This is a genomic window from Flavobacterium sp. KH_001 (assembly GCF_057840745.1).
In genome coordinates this window covers 2,828,651-2,842,428 of record NZ_CM174520.1, presented here as the reverse complement: position 1 = coordinate 2,842,428, position 13,778 = coordinate 2,828,651, and the positions used below count along the sequence as shown (strand labels likewise).

The window sequence follows — 13,778 nt, the reverse complement described above, 5'->3', positions numbered from 1 at the left end:
TAAAATTGGGACAGTTTTTTTTTATAATAATTATTCACTCATTTCGTCGTAACGTTCCGGCACCTGAGGGTCGTATAAAGGGCATTTAAATTCTTCCATTAGCTCGACCAGCTTATTCATGGTTTTGCCTTCGGTTCCGTAACAGTCGATTTTGATGCTTTGTGGAGTTGAAATAACCTGAAATGCACCTTTACCTTTTGTATTTTGCCAGCTGTTCTCATCTACTTTTTCCCATTCTGAGAATACTGAAGCGATTCGGTTAAAGATTACCTCTACCGGAAGTGTTTCTAATCCCTCAACTTCTTCTTTTTCAAGAAGTGCTTCGTAAACTTCGTGATGATTCAAATAAATCTCATCTAAATATCTCCAAAAAAGTAGCTCGTACATAACTCTGGTGTTTTTAGCCCCGATAGCAGTGAAAATCCTTTTGTGCCGGGGTTCGGCACAAAAGATTGTAACGGATAGCGGGATTAGCTCCTAAAAAAGCTAATTATTAATAAAAAAGGTCCTGTTGAAACTCCAGTATAAAAACCTTTGCAACTCAGAACCTCTGGACCTTTGTAACTTAAAAATTAATATTCGAATGTTCCGTATTCGCTCGTAATTGTCAATTTCTTAGCATCAGCTGCTTCTACTCTACCAACGATTTGTGCATCGACATTGAATGATTTTGAAATCGCAATAATATCCTGAGCAATATTTTCAGGAACATAAATTTCCATACGGTGGCCGCAATTGAAAACCTGATACATTTCTTTCCAATCGGTTTTTGATTGTTCCTGAATTAACTTGAACAATGGTGGAACCGGGAATAAATTATCTTTTATAATGTGTAAATTTTGAACAAAATGAAGAATTTTAGTCTGCGCTCCTCCACTGCAATGTACCATTCCGTGAATTTCGTTTGGCGTATAAGTATCTAAAATTTTCTTGATAATTGGCGCATAAGTTCTTGTTGGAGAAAGTACCAGCTGACCAGCGTTTATTGGGCTGTTCTCTACTTCATCTGTTAGACTTACCTGACCTGAATAAATTAATTCTTCAGGAACAAGAGCATCATAACTTTCCGGATATTTTTTAGCTAAATATTTTCCGAATACATCATGACGTGCCGATGTCAATCCGTTACTTCCCATTCCGCCATTATAGCCTTTTTCGTAAGTTGCCTGACCAAAAGAAGCCAAACCAACAATTACATCACCCGCTTTAATATTGGCATTATCCACAACATCGCTGCGTTTCATACGAGCTGTTACAGTAGAATCTACAATAATAGTACGAACGACATCACCAACATCGGCAGTTTCTCCACCAGTTGAATGAATGGTAACACCGAAAGATTTTAATTCGTTGATTAATTCTTCGGTTCCGTTGATGATTGCAGAGATAACTTCGGCAGGAATTAAGTTTTTGTTTCTTCCGATAGTAGAAGAAAGCAAGATATTATCTGTTGCTCCAACACATAATAAATCATCAATATTCATGATTAAAGCATCCTGAGCAATTCCTTTCCAAACAGAAATATCTCCGGTTTCTTTCCAATACATATACGCCAAAGACGATTTTGTACCGGCTCCGTCAGCGTGCATAATTAAGCAATGATATGAATCCTGAGTTAAGTAATCAGGAACAATTTTGCAGAATGCCTGTGGAAATAAACCTTTATCAATATTTTTAATGGCGTTGTGTACGTCTTCTTTTGATGCTGAAACACCTCTTTGTGCGTACCTTTTGCTAGAATCTGAACTCATGAAAATTAGTTTGTGTTGATGTGGTGCAAAGATAATCCCTTTTTTTAATTCTTTGATTGATTCGGATGTTTGATTGATAAAAAAATCACGAAGTTATCTTCGTATCTTAATCTAAAAAACAAAACCCACCTGTTTAAGATGGGTTTTAGTCTAATTATTTTATTAATTACTTTGTAAATAGTAATTCTCTGTATTTAGTAAGTGTCCAACTTTCGTCATCAACCAATAATTCTAACTTATCACAGTGATTACGAATATCTTCAAAATAAGGTTTTACGTTATTACAGTAAACTTCAGCCATTTTTTGGGCATCAGTCAATTGATTCGCTTTTTTACGTTCATTCGTCATGGCCAATACTTTAGAATTGATTCCTTCAATATGACCTGAAATTTCTTTAATCAAAACGATTTGTTCTTTTGCAATGGTTTCGAATTCTTTTCCGAAGATTTCTTTTAAACCTTTTACATTCTCAATTAATGTATTTTGGTAACGAATCGCTGTCGGAATAACATGATTTCTGGAGATATCACCTAAAACTCTTCCTTCAATCTGGATCTTTTTAGTGTATTCTTCCAATTCAATTTCGTAACGAGCTTCCGCTTCAACATGATTTAAGATTCCTAATTCATCAAATAAATCAAGTGCTTGCTTAGAAACTTTTGCTTTAATAGCTTCCGGAGTAGTTTTAAAATTACTTAAACCTCTTTTAGCTGCTTCTTTTTCCCAGGCATCGCTATAACCGTCACCTTCAAAAAGTATTTTTTTAGATTGTTTGATGTATTCTCTCAAAACATTAAAGATGGCGTCATCTTTTTTCATGTCTTTAGAGTCGATCAAATTATCTACTTCTATTTTGAAATCTTTCAATTGTTTGGCAACAATTGCATTCAACGTTGTCATTGCGTTCGAACAGTTTGCATTTGAACCAACGGCTCTAAACTCAAATTTATTTCCTGTAAAGGCAAAAGGCGATGTTCTGTTTCTGTCTGTATTATCTAAAAGAACATCCGGAATTTTACCTACAACATTTAGTTTTAAATCGGTTTTTTCTTCAGGAGATAATTTACCGGTTGTTACACTTTCTAATTCAGATAAAACCTTAGTTAATTGTGCACCAATAAAAACAGAGATAATAGCCGGCGGCGCTTCATTTGCTCCTAACCTGTGATCATTACTTGCTGTTGCGATAGAAGCCCTTAATAAAGTTTCGTAATCGTTAACCGCTTTGATTGTATTAATAAAGAAAGTCAAAAACTGTAAATTACTCATTGGCGTCTTACTCGGACTCAATAAATTAACTCCAGTATCAGTTGCCAATGACCAGTTGTTGTGTTTTCCTGAACCGTTAACACCTTTAAAAGGTTTTTCATGGAATAACACTTTAAAATCATGGCGCTCTGCCACTCTTTGCATCACATCCATTAATAAGGAGTTGTGATCTACAGCCAAATTTGTTTCTTCGAAAATTGGTGCCAGCTCAAACTGATTTGGCGCTACCTCATTATGACGTGTTTTTACCGGAATTCCCAACAACATACATTCCTGCTCTAAATCTCTCATATAGGTTAAGGCACGAGTTGGAATAGAACCAAAATAATGATCATCAAGCTGTTGTCCTTTTGCAGAAGTATGTCCTAATAAGGTTCTTCCTGTCATCATTAAATCAGGACGTGAATTAGCCAAAGCTTTATCAATAAGGAAATATTCCTGCTCCCAACCTAGAGTTGCCGTTACCTTTTTTACATTTTTATCAAAATAACGACATACTTCAGTAGCTGCTTCATCCATAGCAGATAATGCTCTTAATAACGGAATTTTATTATCTAAAGCTTCACCCGTGTAAGCGATAAAAACAGTTGGAATACATAAAGTGGTACCATATATAAATGCCGGAGAAGTTGGATCCCAAGCAGTATAACCTCTGGCTTCAAAAGTATTTCTGATTCCGCCATTCGGGAAACTTGATGCATCAGGCTCTTGCTGAACCAATTGAGCTCCGCCAAATTTTTCTACTGGATCACTTCCGTCATACGATGTTTCGAAAAAAGCATCGTGTTTTTCTGCTGTTGTTCCTGTAAGTGGCTGAAACCAGTGTGTATAATGTGTAACGCCTTTGGCTAAAGCCCATTCTTTCATTCCCATGGCGATATAATCTGCCAGTTTTCTGTCTATTTTAGTTCCGTGCTGAATTGCATCCCTAACTCCCTTTAAAGCATCTGAAGTTAAATATTGCTTCATTGCTTTCTCATTAAATACATTGGATCCAAAAATGTTAGACTTTCTATCAATTTCTTCAAAATGTACTGGCTTTCTTGTCGAAGCTTCTTTCAAAGCTTGGAAACGTAATGTTGACATGTATATAAGTTTAAAGATTCGTAATAATTTTCACTAAAAAAAGAGGAACAAATATAAGCAATAAAAGAGGCTATTTGAAAGATATATTTTGGAAATTTATGTGGTAATATTTCAACAGAAGATCGTTTTTTTAAAGAATAATGAATTCAATTTAAAGAAATGTAACAAAATACACCGGCATTATTCATTAAATAAACATTTTTTCATAATTCCTTAACTCAGAAATTCAAAAAACTCCCGTAATTATTACGAATTTATTTTTTTATAGTGTTAAAAATTGCTTTTTTAAAAATATACCCCCATCTAAATTGCGCTTCTCTAAAAAATTATACTCCGTAAAACAAAATAGCCCCCTAATTTTTAGGACTAAAAAAATAAATCTATATTTGACCCAGCGAAAAAAAACAAAAAAATAAATTATATTATTATGGCTAAAATTAAGTTAGAGTACATTTGGTTAGATGGATATGAACCAACTCAAAATCTTAGAAGTAAAACTAAAGTTGAAGAACACGAAAATTTCAAAGGAACATTAGAAGAACTTGGAAACTGGTCATTTGATGGTTCATCAACAAAACAAGCAGAAGGTGGTTCTTCAGACTGTCTTTTAGTTCCTGTTGCAATTTACCCAGATCCAACACGTATTAACGGATATTTAGTTATGTCTGAAGTTATGTACGCTGATGGAACACCACACCCTTCTAACGGAAGAGCTACAATTGATGATGATAATGAAGATTTTTGGTTTGGTTTCGAACAAGAATATTTCATCATGGATACTAAAACTTTATTGCCATTAGGTTTCCCTGTTGGAGGTTATCCTGCTCCACAAGGTATGTACTACTGCTCTGTTGGTGGAAAAAACACTCACGGAAGAAAATTAGTAGAAGAACATGCTGACTTATGTATCGCTGCCGGAATTAACTTTGAAGGTATTAACCAAGAGGTTGCTTGTGGACAATGGGAGTTCCAATTATTCGCTAAAGGTGCTAAAAAAGCAGGAGACGAAATTTGGGTTGCTCGTTACTTATTAGATCGTTTGACTGAGAAATATGGTTACTATATTGAATATCACCCGAAACCATTAGGAGACACAGACTGGAATGGTTCTGGTATGCATGCTAACTTCTCTAACGAGGTGTTAAGAACATGTGGAGATCAAGCAACTTACGAAAGAATTTGCGAGGCTTTCCGTCCTGTTACTGCTGAGCACATTGCTGTTTACGGAGCTTACAACGACCAACGTTTAACTGGTAAACACGAAACTGCATCTATCCACGATTTCTCTTATGGAGTTTCAGACAGAGGATGTTCTATCAGAATTCCTTTAATGACTGTTCAAAAAGGATGGAAAGGTTGGTTAGAAGACAGAAGACCAGCTTCAAACGGTGATCCATACAAAATTGCTGCTAGAATTATCAAAACTGTTAAATCAGCGCTATAATTCATAGTTCAAATTATACTGAAAAGTGCCATCTTAATTGATGGCACTTTTTTTTATTTACATATTTCTTCCTTTAATTTTATGATAAGAGTCATTTTTTTTTGAAGCTAATCCCGCTATCCGTTGCAATCTTTTGTGGCGAACCCCGCCACAAAAGGATTTCCACTTCTATCGGGGCTAGGGCAGTCATTTTCATAAGAATATTTTCGTTAGTTTGTCATTTCGGAACGAGGGATGACAAAAATGCAAAAACTAAATTACACAGAAATTTAATCGGTTTTAAAACCTTATAGTTTCTAAATTCGACGGTAATTTTCTAATAATTTAATTTTTAAGTTAAACTTCAAAACCTATCTTTGTAAATCATTTAAAATTATCTCATAATGGTTTGGATTTTCTTTTTATTGGCCGTAGTTATTATTCTTGCTTTAGATTTAGGCGTTTTTAACAAAACACCTCATATCATTAGTACTAAAGAAGCAAGCAAATGGACATTGATTTGGGTAACACTGTCATTTGCCTTTTCAGGAGTTATCTACTGGCTTTATACTACAGATTATATTGCGAATCCAGATGGTCTTAAACCTGCAGTCGCTTCCATGAAGTTTATTACAGGTTACTTAATTGAATTATCCTTAAGCGTTGATAATATTTTTGTGATTGCGATTATTTTTGCTTCGTTTAAGATTCCGCAAAAATACCAGCACCGTGTTTTATTTTGGGGAATTCTTGGAGCGATTGTTTTCCGTGGATTGATGATCTTCTTCGGAGTAATGTTGATCAATAAATTTACCTGGACTACTTACTTATTTGGCGCATTCTTAATTTTTACTGCTTTAAAAATGTTATTTTCTGGTGAAGATGAAGATTTTCATCCAAAAGATTCTTTCGTATACAAAACATTAGGAAAAATTATTCCGATTACATCTGAAACAGATGGCGAGAAATTTTTCATCTCTACAAAAACCGCAAAAAGAGCTGCAACTCCATTGTTCGTTGCCTTAATTGTTATTGAAGTAATGGATGTTTTATTTGCTGTTGATAGTGTTCCTGCAATTCTGGCTATTACTTCTGATCCGTTTTTAGTGTTCAGTTCTAATATTTTTGCTATTCTTGGATTACGTTCCATGTACTTTTTCTTAGCCAATATGCTGGCGAAATTCAGTTATTTAGAATACAGTCTTGTTGCCATTTTAGCTTTTGTAGGGTTAAAAATGATTCTACACGATTTTATCCACATTCCGGAATGGGCTTCTTTAGGATTTATTGCACTTTCTCTTTTAGTGGGAATTATGGTTTCTCTTAAATTTGGTAAAGAAAAAGAATTAACAGATTTGGATTTGGATTAATTATCTGGAAACATATACACATAAAAAAAGGAGATCAAATGATCTCCTTTTTTTATAAAGCATTAACCTTAGTAAATAATAAATATAATCTTATAATTTAACTTTTAAAAGTAAGTTTATACGTTATTTATTGATATTTTTATCTCATATAAACCTTTAAATTTTTATCATGAGAAAAAAATACCTTTTCCTCTTTTTTTTGTTTGCATTCAATACTTTAATGTTTGGACAAAAAGTTACAATCACCCCAACAACTGTAAATGGCTACAATTATAGCTCTGGGTCTATAAATTTAGCATCTGTAAGTAAGTCAACAATTTCGTTAGGTGTTAAAGTTGAAACCCCAGTAAATGCTCCAGACAATGGCACTGTAACTATTTATTACGAAAAGAGCTCTGGATGGGGCGGCAATATACCCTCTGGCGGTAACGGGGGATTTTTATTTTTTGGTGGTGGAAAAATTGGACTCGCCACTTTTGTTATTTATTTAAACAGTGCCGATTTTAACGTTTCGGGGGGAAACTTATACGCCGAATATAAAACCTTTTCTGGTGTAGTTTATAAAAGTAATAAGATATCTATAATAAAAGATAATATTCCTTCTCCTCCACCTCCGTCCCCTAATCAGCCAACGCAGGAAATAGTTCCTTATGGAGGTACTCCTATTTTACCAGAATTTAGTGATTATTACGATATAACTTCAAAAGATTGGGTGTATCCCAACACAGATATTATCGTAGATGTTAATTCTCCTTTTTACCAGGGTGTATCATTAAGACAAAAAACTACTTATACATATGGGACTATCATAAGTGGAACCATAACTTTTTCTGTTGTTAATTTTTTAACTCAACTTGAAAATTTAAGAGTAAATAATGTAATTACTGGAAATCAATATTTAATAGATGGACAAATTCCTCAAACAATAATTGGTAATGAAGCGTCAGAAAGTCACTCAGTACAAATAGCAGGTAGTACTAGAAGCCAAACAGTTACTAATTCATTAAAAAACTATCCTTTTCAGTGGCAATCCAGAATCAAATACCCTCTACTTTGGTCTTATTTTGGCGACAATTATTTTCAAACATATGGATGGAAAGATATATCAGGAGCAACACAAATAAACTATACTCCTCCTGCATCTAACAATGCAATGGAATATAGAAGATTAATAATTGAAAACCCTCTCGATCAATCACCATACAGAAGATGTGCAACCAGTAATGTTATTGAAATAATCCCGTTAAATACAGATTTAACAAAAAACACAATATGTTGTGACCAAATTGTCAATTATGGCAATACTGCAAATCCAATAAATGGGGATAGTCCTAATAGTGTATATTATCAATGGTTAATATCAAAAGATAACAATAACTGGACAAAAATTATTGAAGCAAAAGATAAAGAATATATCCCCACTATAACCTCCAGAGCAGAGGGAAACAGAATCCCTACTGATCAACCAATTGTACAGTACTATAAAAGAATTATTTATAGTTTCTACTATAATGTACATTATATAAGTAATATTGTAAAAACAACTTTCCAAACTCGATTAGACTCAGATAATCAATCTATAAAAACATATCCAAATCCAACGACATCCATCTTGAATATTGAAGATAGTAGGCCGAATGCGATATCTAACATTATCATCACTAATAGTACTGGTCAAATAGTAACTCCTAACACTTATTCAACAATAAGTTCAAGTTTAATACAATTAAATGTTGCAAATTTACAACCGGGAATTTATTTTATCACTATGAATATTAAAATTACTGGAGCAACCAGACCTTATAGCTATAAAACAACATTTCTAAAACAGTAGATATAAAATTAAATTGATATAAAAAAAGGAAATCTTACGATTTCCTTTTTTTATATCAATTATAAATTAATTGTTTTAACATTACTATCATCAATCTTATATTTTTTAACGACAGTATTGTAATCAGAATAATCCTCTTTATTAACTGATTTGTTACTAATTTCAGGATCTGCACCCGGAACAACTATAATACGAAATTTTTGATTAGTTCTTAAATTAGTTGGCACAGTATTTAAGTTGAATCCATCTAGATAAAGTTCAAAGTCTACTCGGGTAAAATTAAATTTATAAGTAAAAAATAAACGTCCATCGTCATAATAATGTGATTCTGGAATTTGAGTCCAAATTGTACCTCCATTTGTTGCTACTCCATTCGCTCTGTAAGCCAAAACTACATCGCCAGGAAAAAGAGTAAAACCAAAATCTATAACTTCTCCATCTCCATTCAAAGCAAAATTAACATTATTAACATCAATAACTGGAGCAACTGGCGCGTCATATCCCGGAGGTCCCGGAGGCCCTTCTGGTCCTTCACAGCTTGAAAATACAATTAATCCAACAACTGCGAAAAGTGTAAGTATCTTTTTCATAAAATTTGCTTTTTTAAGTTTTATATATAAAGGTACTTCCAAAAACCAAACCAAAAAAAAAATTACATAACTTTTTTCTTAATCTTTTTATACTATTTTGCATTTCACGCCATCTTTTAAAATATAATACTTTAACAATCAAAGGCTAATATTAAAAAACTTCCAAAAAAAAGCATCCGATTTTAACGGATGCTTTTAAATAAAAATTTATAAATAAATTATCATCTCTATTTTGTATTCTTAGTTTTAAACAATATTTTACTGAAAAACAAAGCGTGATAAGGCAATGAATTATCCCAGTAATCCCACGTATGAGCACCAGGACGTTCTGTATAATCATGGTCTACCTTATTATAAACCAATCTTCGGTGCAATTCACGATTGGGTTCTATTAAAAAATCATCAACGCCGCAGTCTATAATCAAAGGCAATTTATTTTCTTTGATTTTATCCAGCATGTTCATGACAGCATATTTTGCATACATTTCAGAACTATCACTTTTATCTCCAAATACAGGCTGCATTAATTTGACAACCTGAGCTGATGACTCTCTATTCAGCATTGTACTCATGTCTACTGCCCCACTCATACTTCCGGCAGCACAAAACAAATCCGGATGTTTGGCTGATAAATAAAGTGCACCGTGTCCTCCCATCGAAAGTCCGGTGATTACTCTTCCATTTCTATTGCTAATGGTTCTGTATGTTTTATCTACTTTCTGAATCACCTCCTGAGTAATAAAAGTTTCAAACTGACTTTCTTTATTGACCGGACTATCCAGATAAAAACTAAAAGTTTCACCTTCGGGCATTACAATAATCATATTGTATTGATCGGACAATCCCTGAACTAGTTTTTTGTTTGGTGTATTTTTTAACCAGTCACTAAAGTGTCCGTAAGCACCATGCAGTAAATACATTACCGGATAAGCCGTTTTACTTTTGGCATAAGAATTAGGCAATACAACAGCAGCTTTGTAGGTTTTGCTCATCGCTGTACTGGCAATTTGTAAAGTATCTACTTTGGCAGCATAACTTATAGACGAAATGCATAAAAAAGCTGTAAATACTAAAATTTTAAGTTTTTTCATATTGGTGTTTTTTCGATTAGGGATTGTAAATATAGTTTTTTCAGGATAAATTATATGAAAAATCGGACCAGTTTTATTATCAACAAAACTATTTATTTGTTGTATTTTTTTGCCACAGATTAATATGATTTTGAAGATTATTATAAAAAAGGAGTTGCCACGAATTACAAAAATTTTCACGAATTATTTTTTTTTATAATTTGTGCAAAGAATAACCACAGATTAGAATTAGTAAAAATTCGTGTAATTCGTGTCTAAAACTAAAAAAACCATTCGCAGCAAACGAATGGTTTTATGAATATTTATATCTTAAGAGATTGCAATCTAAAACTTAACTAATTATAATCTTGTGTTCCTGACGATATTGAGATGCACTTACACCAGTATACTGTTTAAAAGATTTACTAAAATGGCTAAAATTATTGAAACCACTTTCGTAACAAACCTCATTGATACTTATTGGTTTCTCTGCCAAAAGTTTTGAAGCATGCACCAAACGATACTCATTGACAAACTCGGTAAATGTTTTGTTCGAAACTTTTTTGAAATACCTACAAAACGAAGGTGTTGTCATACTAACCATACTTGAAACCTCATCGATGGCAATTGATTCCTGAAAATTATCTTTCACAAAATTAAAAATCATCTTCATTCGGTCATTATCCTGCGTGTTCAGCTCTAGTGAGAAACCATCTGCATTAAGCACCGTATATTCTTCTGATGCCTCAAGCTCATCTAAAATACTCAAAAGGGTTAGCAGACGCTCAAACGGAAGCTGGCTCTCCATCTTTTCTATTTTATCGCCAATTTGCTTTTTAGTTTTCCCTCCAAAAGCAATTCCTCCTTTAGACTGTGTAAGGACATTTTGAACCCTTCTCATCTCCGGAGCACCAAAAAAGTCGCTGCCTAAAAATTCAGGTTTGATATGAATAACTGTTTCGTTTATATTTCCTGTCAGCTCATTTGTAAAACCACAATGAGGCAAATTCGCACCTATCAGCATCAAACTACCATTCGTATAGTAAGAAACGTGGCTTCCTATTTGTCTTTTTCCTGCCCCACCGTTTATATAAACCAACTCAATTTCAGGATGATAATGCCATAAATGAGCTTTGCTATTGGTCTTTTCGGCGTGTTTAGTGTAGGTAAAAGAACTTCCGTATGAGTTTGATATCACTTCAAGAGCTGGGGCTATTGTCTTCATGATAAAATCTTTAAATAATAATAGCAAAATTAACAAAAACACCTAAAATAATTTAAATTTTAACCTATAACGGTTTCGTAATTGAGAATTTTTTATCATTTCCTACTTTTAAACGCAGTCAAAAACGATTCAATTTCACTATTTTTTTCAAGACCCATATTTTTATCCGTGCTTTTTTTAATATATCGCATTTTATTCCTCTTTTTTATATGCATGCAGCATTCTTTGTAAGAATTACGGAATATTTCAAGAATGTTAAAAATCAAAAAAACATTGAAAAATAATAACCGAATTAACCAAAACACCTCTAATAATTCAAATTTTAACCTATAACGGTTTCGTAAATGAGAATATAGCATATAAATTGGCTAATAGAGTTGTGAAAAAAAATCTATCACTGAAGTAATTTAGCATCAGAAAAAGGAACTAATAATTTAAAGCAATGGTTATGAAAAAGATTTTAAAATTAAGTTTAGTGTGTGCAGTACTTTTTACAGGAATGAGCACTTATGCAATTGATGGTAACGAAGATTTTACTCTTCATGTATTAAAAGGAAACGGAAAATTAGTAACATTCGCTCTTAACCAGGTTAAAAAAGCAAGTCTTACTATATATGATAAAGATGGTTCAGTACTTTATTATGAGAACGCTACAGGTAAAGACGGAATCTTAAGAACTTTCAGTTTCGAAGAATTTCCAGCAGGAACTTATATCTTAGAAGTGGAAGACAGCGTAAAAAAAGTAAAACATGAAATTACAGTAACTGATGATGGCTCTTTTTTATCATCAAAAGCAATTTCATCAACTTATAAAGCAGATACAACTGCAAAAAATACTAGCGTAGCAACACGCTAAAAAAGTTTATACTCGCATACAGTATAAAAATGAGGTTAGATAGTTAGTAAAGTTTAAAAACTGAAAAGTTTTAGAAACAGCTCTTTGTGGTTATTGAGCTGTTTTTTTTTGTGCTTTACTTTTTTGCCACGAAGGCACTAAGGCACAAAGTTTTTTAAGTTTAGTTTGTCATCCTGACTCAGGAAGGATCACATTAAAAGCTCGACAAATATTGAGGAATTTCTGTGCGGAACTTCTAGTATTATCCTTCGTTCCTTACCAGAATAAGTATTGCATTTGAATCTCACGCAAAGACACAAAAATGTAAAAGTTTGTTTCACGCAGATTCTGAAGATTTAAGCAGATTTTGCAGATTTATTTTTTTTTATAATCTGCGCCTATCTGCCTAAATTTTTTTTAAATCTGCGTGAAACCAAATTTTAGGTTTTAAACCTCCAAGTAAACTTTTTGTAAGAAATACAGATAATTTTACATTTTCTTAAACACTACAAAACGTTGAAAAATAATAGGTGATTTTACTAAAATGCTAAAAATAATTCAAATTTTAACCTATAACGGTTTCGTAAATGAGAATATAGCATCGAAATTGGAAAATAGAGTTGTGTTGAAAAACGTAGATCTGAAGTAATTTAGCATCAGAGAATTAGAACTATTAATTTAAAAACTAATGCCATGAAAAAGATTTTAAAATTGAGTTTAGTATGTGCAGTGCTTTTCACAGGAATGAGTACTTATGCAATTGACGGGAATGAAGATTTTAACCTTCATGTATTAAAAAGAGATGGTAAACTAGTGACTTTTGCCCTTAACCAGGTTAAGAAAGCGAATTTAACTATTTACGACAAAGATGGTTCTGTATTATATTATGAAAGTGCTACTGGTAAAGATGGAATCCTAAGAACTTTTAATTTCGAAGAATTTCCTGAAGGAACGTACATCTTAGAAGTAGAAGACAGTGTAAAGAAAGTAAGACATGAAATTACAATAACTGATGAGGCTACAGTTTTATCATCAAAAGCAATTTCATCTGTTTATAAAGCAGATTCAACTGCAAAAAGTACAAGCGTAGCAGTACGCTAAAAAAGTTTATACTCTCATAAAGTATAAAAATGAGGTTAGATAGTTAGTAAAGTAAAAACGTGATTGTTTATAAACAGCTCTTTGTGGTTATTGAGCTGTTTTTTTTGTGCTTTACTTTTTTGCCACGAAGGCACTAAGGCACAAAGTTTTTTTAAGTTCAGTTTGTCATCCTGACTCAGGAAGGATCACACTAAAAGCTCGACAAATATTGAGGAATTTCTGT

11 protein-coding genes are annotated in these 13,778 nt (G+C 32.9%); 5 read left to right on the top strand and 6 right to left on the bottom strand.

All coding sequences use genetic code 11. The features are described from left to right. Positions 1–30 precede the first annotated feature (30 nt). The 3 genes from AC3ITQ_RS12295 to AC3ITQ_RS12285 form a co-directional block, all read right to left on the bottom strand. Positions 31–387: a hypothetical protein gene (locus AC3ITQ_RS12295; protein WP_375032112.1), complete on the bottom strand. Its 357-nt coding sequence runs from the start codon at positions 385–387 to the stop codon at positions 31–33. Between the two features lie 185 nt (positions 388–572). Then, positions 573–1,751: an AIR synthase related protein gene (locus AC3ITQ_RS12290; protein WP_489234522.1), complete on the bottom strand. Its 1,179-nt coding sequence runs from the start codon at positions 1,749–1,751 to the stop codon at positions 573–575. Between the two features lie 166 nt (positions 1,752–1,917). Next, positions 1,918–4,107, bottom strand: a complete 2,190-nt coding sequence (locus AC3ITQ_RS12285) for a glutamine synthetase III family protein (RefSeq protein WP_072971729.1) — start codon at positions 4,105–4,107, stop codon at positions 1,918–1,920. A 427-nt stretch (positions 4,108–4,534) separates the two neighbouring features. Here AC3ITQ_RS12285 and AC3ITQ_RS12280 point away from each other — a divergent pair, with 427 nt between their 5' ends. The 3 genes from AC3ITQ_RS12280 (at position 4,535) to AC3ITQ_RS12270 (ending at position 8,734) form a co-directional block, all read left to right on the top strand. Then, on the top strand, positions 4,535–5,551 hold the full coding sequence (locus AC3ITQ_RS12280) for a glutamine synthetase beta-grasp domain-containing protein (protein WP_072971733.1): 1,017 nt from the start codon (positions 4,535–4,537) through the stop codon (positions 5,549–5,551). A 380-nt stretch (positions 5,552–5,931) separates the two neighbouring features. Then, positions 5,932–6,900, top strand: coding sequence for a TerC family protein (locus tag AC3ITQ_RS12275; protein WP_489238931.1), 969 nt, complete (start codon positions 5,932–5,934; stop codon positions 6,898–6,900). Between the two features lie 169 nt (positions 6,901–7,069). Next, positions 7,070–8,734 (top strand): T9SS type A sorting domain-containing protein, encoded by a 1,665-nt coding sequence (locus AC3ITQ_RS12270; RefSeq protein WP_489234521.1) that lies wholly within the window; start codon positions 7,070–7,072, stop codon positions 8,732–8,734. A gap of 59 nt (positions 8,735–8,793) precedes the next feature. Here AC3ITQ_RS12270 and AC3ITQ_RS12265 read toward each other — a convergent pair whose 3' ends face one another. The 3 genes from AC3ITQ_RS12265 to AC3ITQ_RS12255 form a co-directional block, all read right to left on the bottom strand. Then, on the bottom strand, positions 8,794–9,324 hold the full coding sequence (locus AC3ITQ_RS12265) for a hypothetical protein (RefSeq protein ID WP_489234520.1): 531 nt from the start codon (positions 9,322–9,324) through the stop codon (positions 8,794–8,796). Positions 9,325–9,551: 227 nt separating this feature from the next. Further along, positions 9,552–10,415: an alpha/beta hydrolase gene (locus AC3ITQ_RS12260; protein WP_489234519.1), complete on the bottom strand. Its 864-nt coding sequence runs from the start codon at positions 10,413–10,415 to the stop codon at positions 9,552–9,554. A 331-nt stretch (positions 10,416–10,746) separates the two neighbouring features. Further along, entirely contained in the window at positions 10,747–11,619 is an 873-nt protein-coding gene (locus tag AC3ITQ_RS12255) for an AraC family transcriptional regulator (RefSeq protein ID WP_489234518.1), read from the bottom strand. A 448-nt stretch (positions 11,620–12,067) separates the two neighbouring features. Between AC3ITQ_RS12255 and AC3ITQ_RS12250 the strand changes: the two genes are divergently transcribed. Together AC3ITQ_RS12250 and AC3ITQ_RS12245 are read left to right on the top strand one after the other, a co-directional pair. Continuing rightward, complete coding sequence (locus AC3ITQ_RS12250) at positions 12,068–12,475, top strand: T9SS type A sorting domain-containing protein (RefSeq protein ID WP_375033453.1); 408 nt, start codon at positions 12,068–12,070, stop codon at positions 12,473–12,475. A gap of 672 nt (positions 12,476–13,147) precedes the next feature. Further along, on the top strand, positions 13,148–13,555 hold the full coding sequence (locus AC3ITQ_RS12245) for a T9SS type A sorting domain-containing protein (protein WP_489234517.1): 408 nt from the start codon (positions 13,148–13,150) through the stop codon (positions 13,553–13,555). Positions 13,556–13,778: the final 223 nt, after the last annotated feature.